This window comes from Microbispora sp. CA-135349 (assembly GCF_050947365.1).
Taxonomy (GTDB): Bacteria; Actinomycetota; Actinomycetes; order Streptosporangiales; family Streptosporangiaceae; genus Microbispora.
Genome location: NZ_CP192001.1, coordinates 1327060 through 1348397, shown reverse-complemented (window position 1 = coordinate 1348397; position 21338 = coordinate 1327060). Strand labels below are relative to the sequence as shown.

Genomic DNA, 21338 nt, shown 5'->3' with positions numbered 1-21338 from the left:
CTTAAATGGTGATATCAACTTCCGGAGCCAAGATTCCCATCCTTAACCCCGACCTTACGTCTGTCGAGTACTTTTACATGGCCGACGCCACGGGGAACGTCAGGAAGAGGCCGGGGTGGAACTGACAGCGACAAAAGTGCAGGTCCTATTCGTCGCGCTCGCCCTCGCCGGACTGGTCGCGACGGTCTGGCTGTGGCCCCGGTTGAGCGGTCCGTCCTGGCGTTCGATCGCCGCACGGACGGGCGTGCTGGTCGCGGACCAGGCCCTGCTGCTGCTCGCGGTCGCCGTCGTGATCAACGCGTACTTCGGGTTCTTCGGGTCGTGGGGCGACCTGCTGGGCACGAACGCGGCCGACGCGCCGGCGATCACCGCGGGTACGGCGGCCGGCGGGGCGGGCCTCGTCCGGGTGCTCGACAGCAGGCGGGTCGAGGTCACCCGGCCCAAGCCCGGCCTGCCCGCGGGTCGTCTGGAGCAGGTGACGATCACCGGGGCCCGGACCGGACTGAGCTCATCGGCGTATGTGTACCTGCCACCGCAGTATTTCGACAAGAAGTACGCCGGCCGGCGCTTTCCCGTCATCCTCGGGCTGACCGGCTATCCGGGCGACGCGGAGAACCTGGTCACCCGGCTCAACCTGCCCACGCTCACGGCGAGCTCGATCCTCAACCACGAGATCGGCCCGACCGTTCTGGTGCTCATGCGTCCCACCGTCGCACCGCCGCGGGACACCGAGTGCGTGGACGTGCCGGGTGGCCCGCAGGTCGAGACTTACTTCACCTCGGACGTGCCGAAAGCGATGGCCGCGACGTACCGCGTCGGCTCCGGCGCCGCCAACTGGGGAGTGCTCGGCGGGTCCACCGGAGGCTACTGCGCGCTCAAGATGACCATGCGTCACCCCGAGGCGTTCTCGGCCGCGGTGTCCCTGTCCGGTTATTTCCACGCCCTCACGGACATGACGACGGGCGACCTGTTCGGCGGGAACCGAAGGCTTCAGGACGAGAACGACCTGATGTGGCGGCTGGCCAACCTGCCTGCCCCTCCCGTGTCGGTGCTGGTGACGAGCAGTCGTCAGGGCGAGTCGGACTACCAGGCGACCGAGCGGTTCCTGTCGGCCGTGAAGCCGCCCATGCGGGCGTCCTCGCTGATCCTGCCGAGCGGAGGGCACAACTTCGCCACCTGGAACAGGGAGCTTCCCCAGGCCCTGCCCTGGCTCGCCCAGCAACTGCACGCGCCCGCGCAGACGTCGTCGCGGCCGGCGCAGACGCCGTCGCGGCCCACGAGCGCGGAGGGTCCCAGGCACCTCGCCCGCGAAGCACCGCGACGCCCCGCTCGGCGCCCTCACCCTGGCCATCACGCTCCCGCGCACAAAGTCGCGAAGAAGCGGTAGCCGGGGGGAGGACGTGAGGGCGCCGCGGAATCCGCCTGGCGACGGACGCGAGATCAAGGACAGCTTTGACGACCGCGGCGGGGTGCCGCTTTTACTGTCCGACCCATGATTTTCACTACGAACGCGTTCCGCCGCGCAGCCGCGGGCGCCGCTCTCGTCCTGTCCGCTCTCGCCGTTCCCGCCACCACGGCGCAGGCGGCCACCCCGCCCGCCGCCACCGCGACCGCCTCGGCCGTCTTGGGCCCCTATTCGGACCTGCGCTGGTGCTCGCCCCTGATGAACACCTACAAGGGCTCGTACTGCTTCCTGCGGAACGGCCGCTGGTATCTGTACGTCCCGTAACCTGCCGGCAGACGGGGCTTCCCGGCGCCGCCAAGCGGCGCCGGGGTGATCCCGCCGAGCGGCGGATCAGCGCCGCTCGGCGGCCTCGACGACGTTGGCCAGCAGCATGGCCCGGGTCATCGGCCCCACCCCGCCGGGGTTGGGGGCGACGAAGCCCGCCACCTCGCGTACGTCGGGGGCGACATCGCCGGCGAGCTTCCCGTCGACCCGGGAGACGCCCACGTCGAGCACGGCCGCGCCGGGCTTGACCATTTCCGCGGTGACGAGGTGGGGCACCCCCGCCGCGGCGACGACGATGTCCGCCCGGCGCACGTGGGACGCCAGATCCTGGGTGCCGGTGTGGCAGAGCGTGACGGTGGCGTTCTCCGCGCGGCGGGTGAGCAGCAGGCCCAGCGGACGGCCCACGGTGATGCCCCGGCCGACCACGACGACCTCGGCGCCCTTGAGCGGCACGCCGTACTCCTGGAGGAGGACCACGATGCCGCGCGGCGTGCACGGCAGCGGGGCGTCGACCATGTGGACGAGCCTGCCGAGGTTGACCGGGTGGAGACCGTCGGCGTCCTTGGCCGGGTCCATCCGCTCGATGAGCGCCTGGGTGTCCAGGTGGCGCGGCAGCGGCAGCTGGACGATGTAGCCGGTGCAGGCCGGGTCGGCGTTCAGCTCGTCGACCGCGGCCTCCACGTCCGCCTGGGTGGCGTCTTCCGGAAGGTCCTTGCGGATGGAGGTGATGCCGACCTCCGCGCAGTCGCGGTGCTTGCCCGCGACGTAGATCTGACTGCCCGGGTCGTCACCGACCAGGATCGTGCCCAGGCCGGGGGTGATGCCCCGGGCCGCCAGGGCCTTCACCCGCTCCGCCAGCTCACTCTTGATCTTGGCGGCGGTCGCCTTGCCGTCCAGAACCTGCGCGGTCATGGCACTTCCCGTCCTTCCGAGTGCTTACTGTCCCCCCTCGCGGCGCTCGATGATCCGGCGGGTGAAGGGGATGAACTCCACGATCCGCCAGCCGAAGTAGGCGGCCAGTGCGGCGATGGGCAGCAACGCGATGGGGCTTTCCCACACGCCGTTCATCGTCGCGAAGGAGCTCATGATCGTATCAAGGGGCATGGAGGGGCTCCGTGGGGAGGATGGGGTGGGCGTTTCAGGCTAACCGCCCCTTCTGGGTGATCGTGCCGTTTTCGCCCCATCCATCTCAGCAGCCGCCCCTCCTGGCGGTACGTCCGGCCTTCCTGATCAGTGGAAGAAGTGCCGCGTCCCGGTGAAGTAGAGCGTGATGCCCGCCTCCTTGGCGGCCTCGATGACCAGCTCGTCGCGGATCGACCCGCCCGGCTCGACGATCGCCTTCACCCCGGCCTCCGTCAGCACCTGCAGGCCGTCGGGGAACGGGAAGTACGCGTCGGAGGCGCCGACCGACCCGGTCGCGCGCTCGCCGGCCCGGGAGACCGCCAGCCGGGCCGAGTCGACCCGGTTGACCTGGCCCATGCCGACGCCGACGGTGGCGCCGTCGGAGGCGAGCAGGATCGCGTTGGACTTCACCGAACGACAGGCCCGCCAGGCGAAGGCCAGGTCGGCCAGCACCTCGGGCGAGGCCGCCTCGCCGGCCTTGAGCTCCCAGGTGGAGGGGTCGTCGCCGGGCGCGTCCGCCCGGTCGACCGTCTGCACGAGCAGGCCGCCGTCGATGCGGCGGAACTCCGCGGCGTTCGACGGCCCCTCCGGGCAGGCGAGCAGGCGGATGTTCTTCTTCTCCCGCAGCACCTCCAGCGCGTCCGCCGCGAACGACGGCGCGACCACGACCTCCGTGAAGATCGGTGCGATCTGCTCGGCCAGCTCACGGGTCACCTCGCGGTTGACCGCGATCACCCCGCCGTACGCGGAGACCGGGTCGCACTCGTGCGCCTTGCGGTGTGCCTCGACCACGTCGGCGCCCACGGCGATCCCGCAGGGGTTGGCGTGCTTGATGATGGCCACGCACGGCTCGGCGAAGTCCCAGGCGGCCCGCCAGGCGGCGTCGGCGTCCACGTAGTTGTTGTAGGACATCTCCTTGCCGTGGAGCTGCTCGGCGTTGGCCAGGCCGCCCTTCTCGCCGGTGTAGAGAGTCGCCCCCTGGTGCGGGTTCTCGCCGTACCGCAGGGCCGCCTTGCGCTTCCAGGCCGCGCCCATGAAGGACGGCCAGTCGCCCTCGGGGGCGTACACGTTGGCGAACCAGGACGCGACGGCGACGTCGTACGCGGCGGTGTGCGCGTAGGCGGTGGCGGCGAGCCTCCTGCGCTCGGTCAGTGTGAAGCCGCCCTCGGCGGCCGCGGCCAGGACCTCGCCGTACGCCGCGGGGTCGACGACCACGGCCACCGTGCCGTGGTTCTTGGCGGCGGCGCGGATCATCGCGGGGCCGCCGATGTCGATCTGCTCCACGCACTCGGCGTCGGATGCGCCGGAGGCGACCGTGGCGGCGAACGGGTAGAGGTTCACCACCGCGAGCTGGAACTGCTCGATCTCCAGCTCCTCCAGCTGCTTGACGTGGGAGGGGTTGGCGCCGTCGGCGAGCAGTCCGGCGTGGACCCGCGGGTGGAGGGTCTTGACCCGTCCGTCCAGGCACTCGGGGAATCCGGTGAGCGACTCCACCTTGGTGACCGGCACGCCGTAGGAGGCGATCGCGGCGGCGGTGCCGCCGGTCGACACGATCTCCACGCCCGCGGCCTCGAGCCCCCGCGCCAGGTCTTCGAGACCTGTCTTGTCGTAAACGGTGATCAGCGCACGGCGGATGGCGATGCGGGTCACTTCGTGGTCCTTCCTGATGTTGGGCCTTGAGCGGTATGTCCTGCGACGTGCCCCGACCCGAGGCGGACCGCCCGCCCGGTCAGGGTCCAGCCCTCGCGGGCCATGCGTCCGACCGTCTCGACGAGCAGCCCGCGCTCGACGGTCTTGATGCGCTCGTGCAGCGACTCCTCGTCGTCCCCCTCCCGCACGGACACCGCCTCCTGGGCGATCACCGGGCCCGTGTCCACGCCCGCGTCGACGAGATGGACCGTGCAGCCGGTGACGCGGACGCCGTACGCGAGGGCGTCGCGGACCGCGTGCGCGCCGGGGAAGGCGGGCAGCAGCGCCGGGTGGGTGTTGACGACCGGAAACGCGCCCAGCACGCGAGGGCCGAGGATTTTCATGAACCCGGCGGAGACCACCAGGTCGGGCTTGTGGTCGGCGATGCGCTCGGTCAGCCTCTCGTCCCACTCCTCACGGGTGGGGTGGTCGCCCACCCGCACCACGAACGTGGGAACGCCGGCGCGCTCGGCCCGGGCCAGGCCCTCGATGCCGGTACGGTCGGCACCGACGGCCACGACGGTCGCGCCGAAGGCGTCGTCTGCCGCCGCGTCCAGCAGCGCTTGCAGGTTGGTCCCCGATCCCGAGACGAGGACGACGAGCCGGAAGGACAGAGCGGAACTCCTTCGTGAGCTGCCTTCGTTTTGCAGGTGATTACCGGGAGATGGTTCCTTAGAGAATGGTCGAGCGTGGAGGGACGTCCCTCGACGCAGCTAAAGCGTATCGGGCGCCGGCCATCACGACTTACGACGGGCTATGCGGAACGCGAGGCGAGGAGACCGTGACAACACCCCTACAGACGCCGGCCCCTACCACCGGGGGGCGCAGGGCTCTCATGCTCGCCATCATGGCGCTGGTCTTCACGCTGATGCTGCCGGCCGCCGGGCTGGCGTTGTCGATTTTCGCGATCGTCATCGCGATCCGCGACCTGCGCCTGCTCAACCGCGAACGGCGCGGGATCGGGATGGCGACCGGGGCCGTCGTGCTCTCGTCGCTCGCGTTCGTCCTGGGCATCGTCACCGCGGGATTCCAGCTCTACTTCTCCGACGAGCTCAACGCGTACAACGAGTGCCGCAAGGGCGCGGGCACGGTGTCGGCCCAGCAGGAATGCTCCGACCAGCTCATGCGCGCGTTCGAGCGGAAGATGGGCGTGGCCTGGCCCACCGGCGTCCCGGCTCCCGCCTGACCACACGATCGCACGGGAGCTGACCACACGACCGCACGGGAGCCGGCCGCGCCAGTCGCGGACGGCTCCCGGGTCTTGCCTTTGACGCGCGGGTCAGGGGTTAGCGTCGCGGGGCCGTGCGGGTGTGCCGCACGAGCGGTTCCCCTCCGACACTGTGGGAGTCCCCCATGCCCCTGACCCTGCCCCGCGCCGCACGGGAGATCCGGCTCGCCGAGGTTCCGTCCGGCCTTCCCGGCCCGGAGCACCTGACCGTGGCCGAGGTTCCGCTGCCCGTACCGGAAGCCGGTGAGGTCCTGGTGCGCAACCGCTGGTTCCAGGTCTTCCCCTCGCTGCGCACGCTGATCGCCGGAGGCGTGCCGGGCACGCCCTTCCCTCCGCTTCGTCCCGGGGACACGCTGTTCGGCCCGGCCGTCGGCGAGGTCGTCGCGGTCCCCTTCGCCGAAGGCACGGAGGACGGCGGGCTGCGGCCGGGCGACCTGGTCGCGCACTTCCGGGGGTGGCGTGAGTACGCCGCGGTCCCCGTGGCCGCGCCGCTGGGCGACGCCCTGCCCGACCCGGCCGCGCACCTGGCGCCCGGCGCCACCGCGTACGCCGCCCTGACCCGGGTCGCCCGCCTGCGCGCGGGCGAGACGGTGCTCGTCACCGGGGGCGCCGGAGGCGTCGGGTCGCTCGCCGGTCAGATCGCCCGGCTGCTGGGCGCGGCCCGGGTGATCGGCACCACCGGCTCACCGGCGAAGGCCGAGCGCATGATCGCCGAGCTCGGCTACGACGCGGTGGTGCTCCGCGACGGAAGCGCGATCGACGGGCGGCTGGCCGAGGCGGCGCCCGACGGCGTGGACGTGGTCGTGGACACCGTCGGCGGCGAGCAGCTCCAGGCCGCGGTCGCCGCGGCGCGGCCCGGTGCCCGCCTCGTCGTGGTCGGCACCCTGGCCACGCAGCTGTCGGCCGCGTCCGGCGGCACGACGGCCCCGGTGGAGCTGGACGCCTTCCAGCTCATCGCCAGGAACATCACCCTGCGCGGTCTCACCGGAATCGACGACGAGACCCACGTGGAGTGGACGGAGCGCTTCGGCGCCTGGCTCCGCTCGGGTGCCGTCGCCTTCCCGCACACGCGGATCGCGGGCATCGAAAGCGCGCCGCGGGCGTTGCGTGAGTTGTTCGAGGGACGGCACATGGGAACGGTCGTCATAGAAGTCTGACCACAGCCAGGAGACCTCATGCGGATCGGCGACGCCGCGGCGGCGGCCGGGACCACCCCACGCGCGTTACGCCTGTACGAGCAGCGCGGACTGCTCCTGCCGCCCCCGCGCACGTCGTCGGGCCAGCGGGAGTACGGCCCGCGGGACGTCGCCCGCATCCGCCTGGTGCGCCGGTTGCTCGCCCTCGGCCTGACCATCGAGGACGTCGCCCGCTGCGCCGACCGCCTGCACCTGCTGGAGGACGACACGCTGCCGCCGTACGGCAGCCCCGGCTGCTCCGGCGGCAGCGGTGTCGTGCAACGGCGGATCGCCACCCTGGACGCCGAGATCGCCCGTCTGACGGACCTGCGGGACCGCCTCGCCTCGGCCGTCGCCGAGCGGCCCGGGACGGATCAGTCGCGGTCCCAGGCGTAGGGATCGACGTAGATGACATGACCCCCGCGGTCGTCGGTCTCGTCGACGATGTCCTTGCGCGGCTTCGGCGGGGGGCTCGGGGCACGACGCTTCACGGCCGGTTTGCGCGGGATTTCGGAGATCCGCGGGGTGGCCCCGGGCCGTCGTGCGCTCATGTCGTCGAAGGTCTCCGCGGCCGCGGCGGCATGCTCGTCGGTCCAGTCGTCCCTGATGACCGGGATCGGCTGGGTGTCCGCCTCGGTGGCGTCGAGCCAGTGGCCCGGCAGGTGGGCGCCGCGGGCGGGCCGCACCTTTCCGGCCGCCTTGGCGATCACGGCGCCGGCCTTCCGCACCGGCTCGGGCGCGGTGGCCGGCCGCCGGGAGATCAGCCACCAGTTGGCGATGCCCGCCGAGATGCCGGCGGCCACGCCGACCTCCAAGGTGACCGACAGCGCCACCTCCCAGGGCGACGGCCCCACCGCGGCCAGGCCCGCCCCGCCGAGAGGGCCGCCCGACAGCGCGGCGAGCGTACCGGCGACGAGTCCGCAGGTGATCCCGCAGACGAACCCCCACAGCGGCGCGGCCTCGATCGAGGGGGTCGGCGCGACCCTGGCCGTCACCACGCCGGCGACCGCCCCGGCCGCGAACGGCACCGCGATCACGCCCATGACCCAGGTGGGCGCCGCGCCGGACGACGGCAGGGCGCCCAGGAGCGGCAGCATGGGCACCGCGCTCAGCTTGATCCCGGTGGGCGCGACCAGCGTCCCGGCGCCCACCGCGAAACCCGGTCCCGAGATGTACGCCATGCCCCAGATCACGGCGTTGAAGAAGTAGAGCACCTCCAGGAGCAGGAGCAGCACGCCGCCCACCACTCCGGGACTGAGGACCTCCGACATCTGCTGGATCCGGGGGAAGTTGACCACCACGGCCCCGAGGACCAGCACGGCCCCGGCCACGAGCATCAGCGCGACCGCGACGGCCGTACCGGCCACGAGCGACCGCGGCCGCTCGGGCAGCAGGCGCAGCATCGACCGCCACGGCCCGATCGTGCGTGCGGTGGCCACCGACCCGGTGACGAAGGCCAGCAGCAGGTGGCTGGCCAGCGCCTCCCCCAGGGACGGCTGCATGATCTCGTTGCCGGAGACGAGGGCGATCACGCCCGCGAGCAGCGCGTACGGCGCGGCCAGCGAGATGCCGGCCTGGGCGATGAGCGCGAGCTGGGCGCGACGCCGGGCGTTCTCGACGTCGCGCGGCGTGCCCTTGGGCAGCCGTGCGGGCATCCGCACCCGCAGGTCGGCATCGCGCGCCATCCACAGGCCCGCCCGGTAGAGCAGTGCCGCCGGCAGGAGCATCAGCCCGATGGGCAGCAGGCCCACCCGGCCGCCGGGGATCGCGAAACCGGCGTGGTGTGCGGCGAGCCAGAGCTGACAGGCCGTACGGAAGACGCCGGGAAGGCCCTCTCCGAACGGCCCGCGGGGTGCGGCCATCCAGCCGATGAGGGTGAGCGTGGTGAGCACGGCGAGACCGACGCCGAGTGTCGACACCGCGGCCAGCATGCCGGAGACGGGGAGCGGACGGCGGGTCTCCTCGTCGTCGCCGGCGCCCATACGGCCGAGCACGGCACGGGGAGCGGTCCTGAATTGATCGAGAAGGCCCGTCACGCTACCGCATCATCCCAGCCCCACGGTCTTTCTCCACGTCGCCACGCCGCCCACCCACCCAGATTCGCCGCGATCTTGCGGTTTGCCGCACATCCGCCGCCCCAGCCGGGCATGCGTCTTTCGTGATCGTGCAGAGCGACTGCGAACCGGCCTCATACGCATCGTGACCTTGCACTTCATCGGGAAGTGCAAGGTCACGGATGACGGAACCGCCGGCAGGAGCGCCGATCGCGCGGCGACATCGAGATCACCGACGGTGGTGGCGCAGGCCAGGGACCCTCCTGCGACGAACTACATGATCACGACGACATGATCTCGCGCATCAGGCGAGCGGTCTCGCTGGGCGTGCGGCCGACGCGGACGCCGACCTTCTCCAGGGCCTCCTTCTTCGCCTGGGCGGTGCCGGCGGAGCCGGACACGATCGCGCCGGCGTGGCCCATGGTCTTGCCCTCGGGCGCGGTGAACCCGGCCACGTAGGCGACGACCGGCTTGGTCACGTGCTCGTCGATGTAGGCCGCGGCGCGCTCCTCGGCGTCGCCGCCGATCTCACCGATCATCACGATCGCGTCGGTCTCCGGGTCCTCCTGGAACGCCTGGAGGGCGTCGATGTGCGTCGTGCCGATGACCGGGTCGCCGCCGATGCCGACGCAGGTGGAGAAGCCGATGTCACGCAGCTCGTACATGAGCTGGTAGGTCAGCGTGCCGGACTTCGACACCAGGCCGACGCGGCCCTTGGTGGTGATGTCGGCCGGGATGATGCCCGCGTTGGAGGCGCCGGGCGAGGCGATGCCGGGGCAGTTCGGGCCGATGATGCGGGTCTTGTTGCCCTTGGAGACGGCGTACGCCCAGAACTCGGTGGTGTCGTGGACCGGCACGCCCTCGGTGATGACCACGCACAACGGGATCTCGGCGTCGATGGCCTCGCGGACGGCGGCCTTGGTGGCGGCCGGGGGCACGAAGACGACGGACACGTCGGCGCCCGTCTGCTCCATGGCCTCCTTGACCGTGCCGAAGACCGGCAGGCCCTCGTGCGTGATGCCGGCCTTGCGGGCGTTCACGCCGCCCACGACCTTGACGCCGGCGGCGAGCATGCGGCGGGTGTGCTTGGTGCCCTCACCACCGGTCATGCCCTGAACGATGATCTTGCTGTTCTCGGTGAGCCAGATAGCCATTACGCACCTACCGCGGCGAGCTCGGCGGCGCGCTTGGCCGCTTCGTCCATGGTGTCGACCAGCTCGACCCGCGGCAGCGCGGCGTCGGCCAGGATCTGCCGCCCGAGGGCGGCGTTGTTGCCGTCCAAGCGGACGACCAGCGGGTGGGTCACTTCCTCGCCCCGGCTCTGCAGGAGCTGGAAGGCCGAGACGATGCCGTTGGCGACCGCGTCGCAGGCGGTGATGCCGCCGAAGACGTTCACGAAGACCGACTTCACCGACGGGTCGGACAGGATGATCTCCAGGCCGTTCGCCATGACCTCGGCCGAGGCGCCGCCGCCGATGTCGAGGAAGTTGGCCGGCTTGGGCTGGCCGGGGAACTCCTCGCCCGCGTACGCCACGACGTCGAGCGTGGACATGACCAGGCCCGCGCCGTTGCCGATGATGCCGACGTTGCCGTCGAGCTTCACGTAGTTGAGGTGCTTCTCCTTGGCCCGGGCCTCCAGCGGGTCCTCCGCGGCCTTGTCGACGTACGCGGAGTGCTCCGGCTGGCGGAAGCTCGCGTTCTCGTCGAGGGTGACCTTGCCGTCGAGCGCCTTCACCTGGCCGTCGGCCGACAGGATCATCGGGTTGACCTCGACGAGCGAGGCGTCCTCGTCGACGAAGACGGCCCAGAGCTTCTCGATGAGCTCGGCGGCGCCGTCCAGCGCCTGCTGCGGCAGGCCGCCGGCCACCGCGATCTCGCGGGCCTTGGCGCGGTCGACGCCCGTCAGCGGGCTGACCGGCACCTTCGCCACCTTCTCCGGCGCGGTGTGCGCGACCTCCTCGATGTCCATGCCGCCCGAGGCCGAGCAGATGGCGAGGAAGGTGCGGTTGGCGCGGTCGAGGAGGAAGGAGAAGTAATACTCCTCCGCGATCTGGCTGGCCTCCTCGATCAGGACCTTGTGGACCGTGTGGCCCTTGATGTCCATGCCGAGGATCTGCGTCGCCTTCGCGTGCGCGTCGGCGGCGTCGTCGGCCACCTTCACGCCGCCGGCCTTGCCGCGCCCACCGGTCTTGACCTGGGCCTTGACGACAACGCGTCCGGCGAGCTGCTCGGCAGCCGCCCGCGCCTCCTCCACGGTGTGCGCGACGATTCCGCGCGGCACCGGGATGCCGTACTCCGCGAAGAGCTCCTTCGCCTGATGTTCGAACAGGTCCACGAGGGTCCGTCCCTTTTGATGTCCGAGGCCGGGCGCCGTCGTCCCGCCCGGCGTTTCCGCGCATGAAGCCTAGTCCCCGTACGAGCGTGACCGCGTCGTCGGGTCCCACCGGAGCCTTGCCAACAACCCTCAAGTACGGCAAGGTTGGGCAAAATGCCTAAACGGTGGATGGAACCGCCGAACGGACCCATTCCACGATCTCCTGCGTTGTGGATCCGGGGGTGAAAATCCGCGCGACGCCCATTTTGGCCAGTTCGGGGATGTCGGCGTCCGGGATGATGCCGCCGCCGAACACGACGATGTCCTCGGCGCCCTCCTCGCGCAGGACCTCGAAGAGCCGGGCGAACAGCGTCATGTGGGCGCCGGACAGGATCGACAGGCCGATCGCCGCGGCGTCCTCCTGGACGGCTGTACGGACGATCTGCTCCGGCGTCTGGTGCAATCCCGTGTAGATGACCTCCATGCCCGCGTCGCGCAGCGCCCGCGCCACCACCTTGACTCCGCGGTCGTGCCCGTCGAGCCCCGGCTTCGCGACGACGACCCGAATCCTGCCTGCCATGAAGACCTCCCGCAGATGGTGCTCGCTGCCCGAAGCGTAACCGCCGCCCGGAGCCCGGCACCGGAACGGCCCCTCGTCAGCCGCCCATCGGGCGTTCCCGCACGCCGTCGAGGAATCCCCGCCTCTCCCGCGTGACCATCGTGCGCATGGCCACCGTGAGCGGATCGTCGCGCCCGAAATCGCCGCATCCTTCCATATTTGCGCTTTCACGGCGAAATATAATCAATCCGCGTATCGCGCCACTAGCTCGAGACTTACCCATAAATCCGGATTATCGTAACTTTTCCGTGATCATGATCCGCAAGAATTCCCGGGCTGCCCTCCTGATCTTGAGGGCACCTACGGGAGGAATCACTTTGAAGCGAGCATTCATGGCGCTGGCGTGCGCCGCGACGGCCGCGCTCGTGGCGCCCGCCGTCGCCGCCCCCGCGCAGGCTCACACCACGGGCAGCCAGGCCCGGCCCCTCGACCCCGTGGCCGCTCTCAGGAAGCAGTTCGTCCCCGGGCACGGCGTCCGTTTCACGTCCTCGGCAACGATCGACTTCGGCGGCATGACGACGGTCAGGTCCACCGCGAAGGGCGCCCTCGCGTTCGGCCGCTCCGGCATCGCGGCGTCCGACGTCAGCCAGAAGATCGACTACGGCGCGCTGCTCGAAGACAAGGACCTGAAGGGCGCCGACAAGCCCACCCGGACCATCACCATCGGCCGCACGGCCTACACCAACGGCGGCGTCTTCTCCAGCCTGTTCCCCGAAGGCAAGAAGTGGCTGCGCTCAAGCGGTGACGCCCGGGTCGGCGCGCTGCGGGGCACCGGCGAGTTCGTCGACCCCCTCGACTGGCGCACCCTGAAGACGGTGCTCGCGACCACCAAGGCCAAGAGCGCGGGCGGCGTCGTCAACGGCGCGAAGACCACGCTCTACCGGGGCACGATCACGCTGAAGCGGCTCGCCGAGATCGAGCCGAGACTGAAGGACGGATTCAGCGCCTCCGAAGCCAAGAGCGTGGTCGGCTGGAAGATGTGGATCGGCGCCGACCAGCTCGTGCGCAAGGTGCAGACGTCCTTGACGATGAAGCTCCGGTTCAAGAAGACGACCATCGAGGTCGACGCGACTAACGTCACCTCGCTCGTCGGCTGGGGTTCGAGGGTCACGGTCAAGGCGCCGCCGAAGAGCCAGGTGGCACGCCTGTCCGACCTCCTCGGCGACGTGCCCGACATGCCGGACACCATCAATCTGGGCGACTGAGCCGCGCCCGGACACGGATGACACCGCGCGGCCGAGCCCTCCGCGCGGTCCGTGACAGCGGCGACCGGCCCCCGGGTGCCCGCCACCCGGGGGCCGGTCGCCCCCCACTAGAAAATGTGAATTTTCGTGACTTGCGTGAGATCACGAGCCACGGAAATTCCTGGGCTGCCCTTCTCAACCGTGAGGGCAGGTACTGGAGGAATCACTCGTGAAGCGAGCACTGATGGCGCTGGCGTGCGCCGCGACGGCCGCCCTCGTGGCGCCCGCAGTCGCCGCCCCCGCCCATGCTCAGATTTCCACTCGGACCCAGGCCCCGGCCGACCCGGTGGCCGCGCTGCGCGCGCAGTACGCCACCGGCCACGGCGTGCGATACGTCGCCTCGGGCACGATGAGCGTCGCCGGCATCGCGGCCATCACGTTCACCGGGAACGGCGGACTCGCCTTCGGCCGGTCCGGCCTCGTCGCCTCCGACAGCAGGCAGACGATCAAGTACAGCAAGCTGCTGAAGGAGGAGAACGACAACCTGAAGGACGCGGAGAAGCCCCTCCGCGCGATCGTCATCGGCAAGACGGGCTATCTCTCGGGCGGGGTCTACGCGAGCCTGCTGCCCGCGGGCAAGACCTGGGTGCGTTTCCCCGGCCAGCGGCCGGGCTCCTCGACGAGCCTGGGCGAGTACGTGAACCCCGCCGACCTGCGCAACCTCAAGGCGGTCCTCGCGACCACCAAGGCCAAGGGTCCGGGCGGCAGCGTCAACGGCGCGAAGACCACGCTCTACCGCGGCACCATCACGCTGGCGCAGCTCATGAGGGTCAGTCCGGGCATCAAGGACAGCTTCGGCAATGTGGGATCCAACCCCGCCAAGACCGTGGTGTCCTGGAAGCTGTGGATCGGCGCCGACCAGCTCGTACGCCGCGCCTCGGCCACCGCCGACCTGAGGATGAAGGTCGAGGGCGACTCTTTCACCGTCACCTTGAGCGACGTCACCACGTACGCCGGCTGGGGCAGGAAGGTCACGGTCACGGCGCCGCCGAAGAGCAAGGTGGCCAACCTGGCCGACCTCGACGGCGACGTGCCGGACACGCAGGGCACCGTCGTCCTGCCCAACTGAACAACCGGACGACCCGTCAGGCAGGGCCGGACACCGCGCGGCCGAGCCCCCCGCGCGGCGTGAAACAGAGGCCGGTCCCCGGGTGGTCACCACCGGGGGGCCGGCCTCTCCGTTCGTTCCGGCCGGGCGCGCGACTCCGTACGCCCGGCCGTCGCCGCGACTAACTGCGGACGGGCGTGGGCGATCCGGCCCCTCGTGACAGCGGGAGGACGGGGATGCGGAGCGTGATCGTGCCCGCGGTGGGGAAGCGGAACGTGACGTCGACGGGAGTGGCACCGAGCGGGCGGTGGATGTCGACGAGCTCCAGGTGCGGGCGGTCGTGGCCTTGCTGGAGGGAGACGGTCCCATGAGCGGGGATCGTCACGTTGACGTTTCCCGCCACCTCCACCCCCCGGAGCATGGCACCGGGGGGCGGGACTCAGAGCCCGTCGATCAGAGCCTGTCGATCAAAGCTTGTCGATGGGGGCGTAGGCGAGCAGCAGGGTCTTCTCGCCCTCGCTGCCGAAGTCGATCTTCACACGGGTCTTCTCGGCCTGGCCGTCCACCGACACCACCGTGCCGAGCCCGAACGTGTCGTGGGTGACCCGGTCGCCCGGCGACAGGTTCGGGATCTGCCGGCCGCCGGTCTTCTGCGCGGGAGCCGTACGGGGGGCCGGGCGCGAGGTGGCGGCGGACCAGGCGGTCTTGCCGGGGTCGCCGCGCCAGTCGACCAGGTCGCCCGGCACCTCCGACAGGAAGCGCGAGGCGGGGTTGAACGACGGCGCACCCCAGGCCGAGCGAACCGCCGACCTGGACAGGTAGAGCCGTTGCTTGGCCCGGGTGATGCCGACGTACGCCAGCCTGCGCTCCTCCTCCAGCTCCTTCGGGTCGCTCAGCGAGCGCATGTGCGGGAAGACGCCGTCCTCCATGCCCGTGAGGAACACCACGGGAAACTCCAGGCCCTTGGCGGTGTGCAGGGTCATCAGCGTGACGACACCGCCGTGGTCGTCCCCCTCCGGGATCTGGTCGGCGTCGGCGACCAGCGAGACCTGCTCCAGGAAGTCGACGAGCGTGCCCTCCGGATTGGCCTCCTCGAACTCGGCGGCCACCGAGATCAGCTCGTTGAGGTTCTCCAGCCGGCTCTCGTCCTGCGGGTCGCCCGAGGTCTCCAGCTCCGTCCGATAGCCGGTGGCGCTCAGCACCTCCTCCGCCAGGTCGGACAGCGGTAGCTCCTTGCCGCGCAGCTCGTCCAGCATCGTGACGAAGTCGCGGATCGCGTTGAGCGAGCGGGTGGCCACGCCCGGCGCCTCGTCGGCCCGGCGCAGCGCCTCCCAGAAGGCGATCCGCTCCCGGTTGGCGAACGCCTCGATCATCGCCTCGGCGCGGTCGCCGATGCCGCGCTTGGGCACGTTGAGGATGCGCCGCAGCGACACCGTGTCGTTCGGGTTGGCCAGGACCCGCAGGTAGGCGAGCAGGTCCTTGATCTCCTTGCGCTCGTAGAACCGCACCCCGCCCACGACCTTGTACGGCAGGCCGGTGCGGATGAAGATCTCCTCGAACACCCGGGAGGCGGCGTTGGTGCGGTAGAAGACCGCCACGTCGCCGGGGGTGACGCCGTGGTCGTCGCTCAGCCGGTCGACCTCCTGCGCGACGAACATGGCCTCGTCGTGCTCGTTGTCGGCGACGTACCCGATGATCTTCGATCCCGCGCCCTGGTCGGACCACAGGTTCTTCGGCTTGCGGCCCTCGTTGCGGGAGATGACGGAGTTGGCGGCGTTCAGGATCGTCTGCGTGGAGCGGTAGTTCTGCTCCAGCAGGATCGTCCGCGCGTCCGGGTAGTCGCGCTCGAACTCCAGGATGTTGCGGATCGTCGCGCCGCGGAAGGCGTAGATCGACTGGTCGGCGTCGCCGACGACCACCAGCTCGGAGGGCTCGACGCCCTCGCGCACCACGTCGCCGTCGGCGGTGCGCACCTCGGGCCGCCCGACCAGCTCGCGGATCAGTGTGTACTGCGCGTGGTTGGTGTCCTGGTATTCGTCGACCATCACGTGCCGGAACCGCCGCCGGTAGTGCTCGGCCACCTCGGGGAAGAGCTGGAACAGCGTGACCGTCAGCATGATCAGGTCGTCGAAGTCCATCGCACCGGCCTCGGTGAGCCGCCGCTGGTAGGTGCGGTACGCCTCGGCGAGCGTGCGCTCCAGGTGGGTCGAGGCCCGGTCGGCCGCCGTCTCGTAGTCGATCAGCTCGTTCTTGAAGTTGCTGACCTGGGCCGAGAATGACCGCGGCGGGTAGCGCTTGGGGTCGAGGTCGAGCTCGCGGCACACCATCGCCATGAGCCGCTGGGAGTCGGCCTGGTCGTAGATGGAGAAGCTGGAGGTGAAACCCAGCCGCTTCGCCTCGCGCCGCAGGATCCGTACGCAGGCGCTGTGGAACGTCATGACCCACATGGCCTTGGACCGCGGCCCGATGAGCTTGTCGACCCGCTCCTTCATCTCGCGGGCGGCCTTGTTGGTGAAGGTGATCGCGAGGATCTCCCCCGGCTGGACGTCGCGTTCGGCCAGCAGGTACGCGATGCGGTGCGTCAGCACCCTGGTCTTTCCGGAGCCGGCCCCGGCGACGATCAACAGCGGACTGCCCTGGTGGGTGACGGCGTCCCGCTGCTGCGGGTTGAGGCCGTCGAGCAATGGATGAGTGGCGGCTCGGGTGGACACCCTCCTTAGGTTATGACCGCACGCCGACATTCGGAGCCCACTCGCCTGGCAAGTCCCGTTTAAGGTGATGTGCCGGAACACGAGGAGGCTGCTGGTGCTGGACGAGGCGGAAATCAAAAAAGTGCTGGTGGTCGTCGCACACCCCGACGACATCGACTTCGGCGGCGCGGGAACGATCGCCAGACTGACGGACGCGGGCGCCGAGGTGACGTACTGCCTGGTCACGGATGGCGACGCGGGCGGATTCGACCGGGCGCTGGACAACGGCGGCATGGCCGCGCTGCGCCGGGCCGAGCAGACGGCCGCGGCCAAGTGCGTGGGCGTCGGCGACCTGCGCTTCCTGGGCTACCAGGACGGCATGGTGGAGCAGACGCTCGGCCTGCGACGGGACATCACGCGGGTGATCCGCCAGGTGCGGCCCGATCTCGTCATCACCTCGACCCCGGAGCGCAACTACGAGCGGCTCGGGCCCACCCACCCCGACCACCGGGCGGTCGGCGGCGCCACCCTCGACGCCGTCTACCCCGACGCGCGCAATCCGTACGCCTTCCCCGAACTGCTGGCCGACGAGGGCCTGGAGGCCTGGACCGTACGCGAGGTCTGGCTCACGGGCGGGATGACGGTCGACCACTACGTCGACGTCACCGCCACGGTGAACCGCAAGATCGCCGCTCTGCGGGCGCACGAGAGCCAGACCTCGCACGTCCCGGACCTGGACGGCATGATCAAGGGCTGGCTCTCCGGCCACGCCGCCGCCGCGGGCCTTCCCGAGGGCTCGTACGCCGAGGGGTTCCAGCGGGTGATCACCGCCTGACGACCAGCGGATCGCGTGATCACGCAGGACGTACGCGCGGGCAGGCGGCCTGCGGGAAAGAGTGCACGATCATGCGAGACGTGGGCGCGGGAAGCCGGGGTGCTGCGGGAAAAAAGCGCGCGCGGATAGGCGCAGGTCACGGGCCATTCCTGCGACAAACAGCGAGATCACGGAGGAAGAGGGGTGGCGCGTCCACCCGGGGGTGGAGATCGGCCGATTTCCACCCTCGCGCCGATCCGGGCAGAGGCCGATCTCCCTACGGTCATGGGCATGGACAAAGCACAGATCGTCGTCATCGCCCTGGCCGCCGTCGCCTTCGTGGTCTACCGGCAGATGACACCGCGGCCCGCCGCCAGGCCCGTCGGCCTGATCATCGCCGTGGCCATGGTCCTGGGCGGGCTCGCCTCCGACGGGGACAAGCTCGTCGACCCCCTCCACCCGGTGCTCGCCGTCACCCTGCTCGTGGCGGGCCTCCTCGTGGCCGCCGGTCTCGGCGCGCTGCGGGCGGCGACCACGCGGGTCTGGCGCGACCAGCACGGCGTGGCGTGGTCGCAGGGCACCCCCATGACCCTGCTCGCCTGGGCCGGCTCCATCGCCGTCCGGGTCGCGATGATCTTCTTGACCACCGTGCTCGGCATCACCTCACCCCAGGGCTCCATCCTCCTGTTCATCGGGGTGACCCTCGGCGTCCAGTTCCTGATGATCGCCCGCCGGGGGAACGCGCTGCCCCACGCCGCCGTACCCGCCGCTCGGACGGCCCGCTAACGTCGGGGCGTGCCCAGTCGTGACGGACATGTTCAGGCCGGCCCGGAATCCCGCCGCAGAAACGCGATCGCCGGCGCGTGCCTGTCGACGGCGGTCACCGCGATGGTGATAGGCGGGCAGGCGACGTCTCCACCGGGATTCGGCCTGGCGGGCGATCGGCTCGCCGTCACCGTGCTGACCGCCGTCATCGCCGTCGCCCTGGCCATGACGATCGCGCTCCGGCTGCTGCCGGTCGTTCTCCCGCGTCGCTGGGACGCGGGGCGCGCGCATGCCGTTCTCCTCGGCCTCGTCATCGTGCCGGCCCTCTCCCTCGACGCGCTCTCGAAGGGCGGCAGCCCGGCCATCGCCGTGGTCATGTTCGCCATGGGGACGGCGGCCGTGCGGCACCCCCTCAGCCGGTCGCTGCCGTTGCTGCTGCTCGCTCTGGCGGGCCTGGGGGTGGTCGCCACCGACGTGTTGTCACCCGTGGTTCCCGCCGGCGCGACCGACCGCGCCGTCAGCCTGGGCGTCTCGATCTGCGTGGTCTTCACGGTCGCCTACGCGATCAGGCAGCGCAGGGCCGCCACGGCCGCCCAGGCGGGAGAGGCCGTGCTGGCCGAACGGGCCAGGATCGCCAGGGAGATCCACGACATCCTCGCGCACTCCCTGTCGGCGCAGATCGTGCACCTGGAGGGCGCCCGGCTGCTGCTGCGCGCCGACCGCTCGCAGGAGGCCCTTGACCGGGTCGAACGCGCTCGTGAGCTGGCCAAGAAGGGTCTCGAGGAGGCGCGCAGGGCCGTGGCCGCGCTCCGCGACGACGCCCAGCCGCTGCCCGCCGCGCTGGACGCGCTCGCCGAGGAGTTCCGTGACGCGACCGGCGAGGAGTGCGCCGTCGTCGTCTCCGGGCACGAACGCCGCCTGTCCCCCGAGACCGAGCTGGCGATGGTCCGTACCGCCCAGGAGGCCATCACCAATGTGCGGCGGCACGCCCCAGGCTCCCCCGTCACCGTACGGCTGAGCTTCGGCGACCGGGAGTGCGAACTGGAGGTCGTCAACCCCCCGGGTGACGGGCGGGGGACACCGGGAGGAGGATACGGACTCGTGGGCATGCGCGAACGCGCCGAACTCCTGGGCGGCACCCTGGTGGCCGGCGATACCGAGGACGGCTTCCGGGTCCGGCTGCGGGTGCCGGCGTGACCGCCCGCGTGCTGGTGGTGGACGACCAGGCCGTCGTGCGCGACGGGCTCGTCCTGCTGCTCGGCCTGCTGCCGGACATCGAGGTGGTGGGGTCGGCGCCCGACGGCGAGGCCGCGCTCCGCCTGGTCGCGGACGAACGGCCCGACGTGGTGCTCATGGACCTGCGCATGCCCCGCATGGACGGGGTCGAGGCAACCCGGCGGATCCGCACCGGGTTTCCGGGCACGCAGGTCGTCGTGCTGACGACGTACACCGACGACGAGTCGGTCTTCGCCGCGCTGCGGGCCGGGGCGCGCGGCTTCCTCACCAAGAGCGCGGACGCCGAGGAGATCGCCCGCGCGGTGACCACGGTGATGAACGGCGACGCCCAGCTCGACCCCGGCGTGCAGCGCCGGCTCCTGAACACCGTCACCGGCGCGGGCGGTGACACCGGCACCTCGCCGCCCGGCGAAACGCCCGGCCCGGCCGCCGCACCGGATCACCGGTCCCGTTTCTCGCCGCGCCACGCCCGCGAGGCGCGGCGAGCGGGCCGCACGCCGGGAACCGGGACCTCGCCCGATGCCGGCACGTCGCCGAGCGCCGGAACATCGCCGAGCGCCGGAACATCGCCGAGCGCCGGGACACCGTCCGGTGCCGGGACGCCGCCGCCGGACGGGCTGACACCGCGCGAGGCGGAGGTGCTGCGGCTGATCGCCCACGGGCTGACCAACGCGGAGATCGCCGCTCACCTGTTCATCGGCGAGGCGACCGTGAAGACGCACATCAACAACCTCTTCGCCAAGATCCGGGTGCGCGACCGGGCGCAGGCGGTCGCGTACGCCTACCGGACCGGGCTGGCCGACCCCCGCGAGGGCTGATCCAGGCGGCGGGCCGCCCTGGCGGCGGCATAGCCGAGGGAGTTCGTCGCCAGGTGGAGCAGCGCGGGTGCGAGCAGCCCGGCGCGGTGGCGCAGCGCGTGGAACACGAGCCCGGCGAGCGCGGTGGACGCCACCGTCCCCGCCACCAGCCGTCCCGTCTCCACCAGCCGTCCCGTCTCCACCAGCCGTCTCGTCTCCACCAGCCGTCTCGTCTCCACTGGGCCGCCCCGCCCTGTGCCCTCGTTCGGGGTCTCCCCGGCGGCGAGACGGCCGAGTGCGGCGTTGGCACTGGCCATGTCCATCGCGGGCAGCACGTGCCACAGCCCGAACAACGCGGCCGAGGCGGCGACGGCCGCACGCGGCGCGAGCGAGCGGCCGAGCAGGGCGGGCAGCGCGCCGCGGAAACCCACCTCCTCCAGCAGCACGGTCCCGAAGGGCACCTGCACCAGAGCCTCCTCCAGCACCCGGCGGCGCGACAGCGCCAGCGCGCGCTCGTCGTGGAACAGCGCGCGGGTGCGCGGGTGGGCGAGGCCCGCCGCGTAGACGGCCGCGACTCCGGCGGCGAGCGCGCCCCCGGTCACGGCCCCTGTGCGGGCACCGTGGAAGCCGAGATCGTGCCAGGTCAGCCCTTCCCCGCGGGCGATCAGCACCAGTGTGCCGGTCGCGACCGCCGAGGTCAGCGGCGCCCACCGCCGGGCGACCCGGTTGTTGAGCAGGTTCGCCGCCATGAGCACGCCGAGAGCGCCGCCCAGCGCACCCGCCCGCCTCGCCCGGTTCGTCGTCACGTCGCCAT

At 71.2% G+C, this 21338-nt stretch carries 22 protein-coding genes; 11 read left to right on the top strand and 11 right to left on the bottom strand.

Translation table 11 applies throughout. The features are described from left to right. Positions 1-115 precede the first annotated feature (115 nt). Complete coding sequence (locus ACQPZZ_RS06740; protein ID WP_432929910.1) at positions 116-1387, top strand: alpha/beta hydrolase; 1272 nt, start codon at positions 116-118, stop codon at positions 1385-1387. 105 nt (positions 1388-1492) lie between these two features. After that, positions 1493-1729, top strand: a complete 237-nt coding sequence (locus ACQPZZ_RS06735) for a hypothetical protein (RefSeq protein ID WP_432929908.1) — start codon at positions 1493-1495, stop codon at positions 1727-1729. 66 nt (positions 1730-1795) lie between these two features. On the opposite strand, the gene ACQPZZ_RS06730 is transcribed toward ACQPZZ_RS06735, so the two are convergent. From ACQPZZ_RS06730 to purN, 4 genes are all read right to left on the bottom strand, one after another. Further along, the gene (locus ACQPZZ_RS06730) at positions 1796-2641 is read right to left on the bottom strand and encodes a bifunctional methylenetetrahydrofolate dehydrogenase/methenyltetrahydrofolate cyclohydrolase (RefSeq protein WP_432929906.1); all 846 of its coding nucleotides are present in this window, start codon (positions 2639-2641) and stop codon (positions 1796-1798) included. Positions 2642-2665: 24 nt separating this feature from the next. Beyond that, positions 2666-2833, bottom strand: a complete 168-nt coding sequence (locus ACQPZZ_RS06725) for a hypothetical protein (protein ID WP_432929904.1) — start codon at positions 2831-2833, stop codon at positions 2666-2668. Between the two features lie 126 nt (positions 2834-2959). Then, on the bottom strand, positions 2960-4501 hold the full coding sequence (gene purH / locus ACQPZZ_RS06720; RefSeq protein WP_432929902.1) for a bifunctional phosphoribosylaminoimidazolecarboxamide formyltransferase/IMP cyclohydrolase: 1542 nt from the start codon (positions 4499-4501) through the stop codon (positions 2960-2962). Further along, the gene (gene purN, locus ACQPZZ_RS06715; protein WP_432934300.1) at positions 4498-5154 is read right to left on the bottom strand and encodes a phosphoribosylglycinamide formyltransferase; all 657 of its coding nucleotides are present in this window, start codon (positions 5152-5154) and stop codon (positions 4498-4500) included. Before purN ends, purH begins: the two co-directional genes overlap by 4 nt. A 233-nt stretch (positions 5155-5387) precedes the next feature. Here purN and ACQPZZ_RS06710 point away from each other — a divergent pair, with 233 nt between their 5' ends. The 3 genes from ACQPZZ_RS06710 to ACQPZZ_RS06700 all read left to right on the top strand — a co-directional run bounded on the left by ACQPZZ_RS06710 (position 5388) and on the right by ACQPZZ_RS06700 (position 7339). Further along, a complete protein-coding gene (locus ACQPZZ_RS06710; protein ID WP_432929900.1) occupies positions 5388-5726 on the top strand; it encodes a hypothetical protein in 339 nt (112 codons plus the stop codon). 167 nt (positions 5727-5893) lie between these two features. Next, positions 5894-6925, top strand: coding sequence for an MDR family NADP-dependent oxidoreductase (locus ACQPZZ_RS06705; RefSeq protein WP_432929898.1), 1032 nt, complete (start codon positions 5894-5896; stop codon positions 6923-6925). An 18-nt stretch (positions 6926-6943) separates the two neighbouring features. Continuing rightward, positions 6944-7339 carry a MerR family transcriptional regulator gene (locus ACQPZZ_RS06700; protein WP_432929896.1) on the top strand — a complete coding sequence of 132 codons (396 nt, stop codon included), beginning with the start codon at positions 6944-6946 and terminating at the stop codon, positions 7337-7339. Here the strand turns inward: ACQPZZ_RS06700 and ACQPZZ_RS06695 are convergent. The 4 genes from ACQPZZ_RS06695 to ACQPZZ_RS06680 form a co-directional block, all read right to left on the bottom strand. Then, the gene (locus ACQPZZ_RS06695) at positions 7318-8979 is read right to left on the bottom strand and encodes a cell division protein PerM (RefSeq protein WP_432929894.1); all 1662 of its coding nucleotides are present in this window, start codon (positions 8977-8979) and stop codon (positions 7318-7320) included. The two genes, ACQPZZ_RS06700 and ACQPZZ_RS06695, sit on opposite strands and share 22 nt — an antisense overlap. Before the next feature lie 299 nt (positions 8980-9278). Beyond that, positions 9279-10151, bottom strand: a complete 873-nt coding sequence (gene sucD, locus ACQPZZ_RS06690; RefSeq protein WP_169985337.1) for a succinate--CoA ligase subunit alpha — start codon at positions 10149-10151, stop codon at positions 9279-9281. After that, a complete protein-coding gene (gene sucC, locus ACQPZZ_RS06685; protein WP_432929892.1) occupies positions 10151-11332 on the bottom strand; it encodes an ADP-forming succinate--CoA ligase subunit beta in 1182 nt (393 codons plus the stop codon). Before sucC ends, sucD begins: the two co-directional genes overlap by 1 nt. Before the next feature lie 157 nt (positions 11333-11489). Next, the gene (locus ACQPZZ_RS06680) at positions 11490-11891 is read right to left on the bottom strand and encodes a cobalamin B12-binding domain-containing protein (RefSeq protein WP_432929890.1); all 402 of its coding nucleotides are present in this window, start codon (positions 11889-11891) and stop codon (positions 11490-11492) included. A 356-nt stretch (positions 11892-12247) separates the two neighbouring features. Here ACQPZZ_RS06680 and ACQPZZ_RS06675 point away from each other — a divergent pair, with 356 nt between their 5' ends. Both ACQPZZ_RS06675 and ACQPZZ_RS06670 read left to right on the top strand, forming a co-directional pair. Then, positions 12248-13135 (top strand): hypothetical protein, encoded by an 888-nt coding sequence (locus ACQPZZ_RS06675; RefSeq protein ID WP_432929888.1) that lies wholly within the window; start codon positions 12248-12250, stop codon positions 13133-13135. A 208-nt stretch (positions 13136-13343) separates the two neighbouring features. Further along, positions 13344-14243 carry a hypothetical protein gene (locus tag ACQPZZ_RS06670; protein WP_432929886.1) on the top strand — a complete coding sequence of 300 codons (900 nt, stop codon included), beginning with the start codon at positions 13344-13346 and terminating at the stop codon, positions 14241-14243. Positions 14244-14403: 160 nt separating this feature from the next. Here ACQPZZ_RS06670 and ACQPZZ_RS06665 read toward each other — a convergent pair whose 3' ends face one another. Together ACQPZZ_RS06665 and pcrA are read right to left on the bottom strand one after the other, a co-directional pair. Next, a complete protein-coding gene (locus ACQPZZ_RS06665) occupies positions 14404-14631 on the bottom strand; it encodes a hypothetical protein (RefSeq protein WP_432929885.1) in 228 nt (75 codons plus the stop codon). Between the two features lie 58 nt (positions 14632-14689). Beyond that, complete coding sequence (gene pcrA / locus ACQPZZ_RS06660; RefSeq protein WP_363639387.1) at positions 14690-16963, bottom strand: DNA helicase PcrA; 2274 nt, start codon at positions 16961-16963, stop codon at positions 14690-14692. Positions 16964-17027: 64 nt separating this feature from the next. Between pcrA and ACQPZZ_RS06655 the strand changes: the two genes are divergently transcribed. The 4 genes from ACQPZZ_RS06655 to ACQPZZ_RS06640 all read left to right on the top strand — a co-directional run bounded on the left by ACQPZZ_RS06655 (position 17028) and on the right by ACQPZZ_RS06640 (position 20545). Beyond that, positions 17028-17747, top strand: coding sequence for a PIG-L deacetylase family protein (locus ACQPZZ_RS06655; protein ID WP_432929882.1), 720 nt, complete (start codon positions 17028-17030; stop codon positions 17745-17747). A 270-nt stretch (positions 17748-18017) separates the two neighbouring features. Beyond that, positions 18018-18512: a hypothetical protein gene (locus tag ACQPZZ_RS06650; RefSeq protein ID WP_432929880.1), complete on the top strand. Its 495-nt coding sequence runs from the start codon at positions 18018-18020 to the stop codon at positions 18510-18512. A gap of 9 nt (positions 18513-18521) precedes the next feature. Further along, positions 18522-19688 (top strand): sensor histidine kinase, encoded by a 1167-nt coding sequence (locus ACQPZZ_RS06645; RefSeq protein ID WP_432929878.1) that lies wholly within the window; start codon positions 18522-18524, stop codon positions 19686-19688. Continuing rightward, positions 19685-20545: a response regulator gene (locus ACQPZZ_RS06640; protein ID WP_432929876.1), complete on the top strand. Its 861-nt coding sequence runs from the start codon at positions 19685-19687 to the stop codon at positions 20543-20545. The genes ACQPZZ_RS06645 and ACQPZZ_RS06640 overlap by 4 nt, the downstream gene beginning before the upstream one ends. On the opposite strand, the gene ACQPZZ_RS06635 is transcribed toward ACQPZZ_RS06640, so the two are convergent. Next, positions 20509-21330, bottom strand: a complete 822-nt coding sequence (locus ACQPZZ_RS06635) for a CPBP family glutamic-type intramembrane protease (RefSeq protein WP_432929874.1) — start codon at positions 21328-21330, stop codon at positions 20509-20511. The two genes, ACQPZZ_RS06640 and ACQPZZ_RS06635, sit on opposite strands and share 37 nt — an antisense overlap. Positions 21331-21338: the final 8 nt, after the last annotated feature.

What these genes read in the sequence shown, in the direction of transcription:
- ACQPZZ_RS06725 (WP_432929904.1), bottom strand. Translation starts at nt 2,833, where the DNA reads ATGCCCCTTGATACGATCATGAGCTCCTTCGCGACGATGAACGGCGTG.
- sucD (WP_169985337.1), bottom strand. Translation starts at nt 10,151, where the DNA reads ATGGCTATCTGGCTCACCGAGAACAGCAAGATCATCGTTCAGGGCATG.
- ACQPZZ_RS06710 (WP_432929900.1), top strand. Translation starts at nt 5,388, where the DNA reads ATGGCGCTGGTCTTCACGCTGATGCTGCCGGCCGCCGGGCTGGCGTTG.
- pcrA (WP_363639387.1), bottom strand. Translation starts at nt 16,963, where the DNA reads ATGTCGGCGTGCGGTCATAACCTAAGGAGGGTGTCCACCCGAGCCGCC.
- ACQPZZ_RS06705 (WP_432929898.1), top strand. Translation starts at nt 5,894, where the DNA reads ATGCCCCTGACCCTGCCCCGCGCCGCACGGGAGATCCGGCTCGCCGAG.
- ACQPZZ_RS06680 (WP_432929890.1), bottom strand. Translation starts at nt 11,891, where the DNA reads ATGGCAGGCAGGATTCGGGTCGTCGTCGCGAAGCCGGGGCTCGACGGG.
- ACQPZZ_RS06700 (WP_432929896.1), top strand. Translation starts at nt 6,944, where the DNA reads ATGCGGATCGGCGACGCCGCGGCGGCGGCCGGGACCACCCCACGCGCG.
- ACQPZZ_RS06730 (WP_432929906.1), bottom strand. Translation starts at nt 2,641, where the DNA reads ATGACCGCGCAGGTTCTGGACGGCAAGGCGACCGCCGCCAAGATCAAG.
- ACQPZZ_RS06735 (WP_432929908.1), top strand. Translation starts at nt 1,493, where the DNA reads ATGATTTTCACTACGAACGCGTTCCGCCGCGCAGCCGCGGGCGCCGCT.
- ACQPZZ_RS06650 (WP_432929880.1), top strand. Translation starts at nt 18,018, where the DNA reads ATGGACAAAGCACAGATCGTCGTCATCGCCCTGGCCGCCGTCGCCTTC.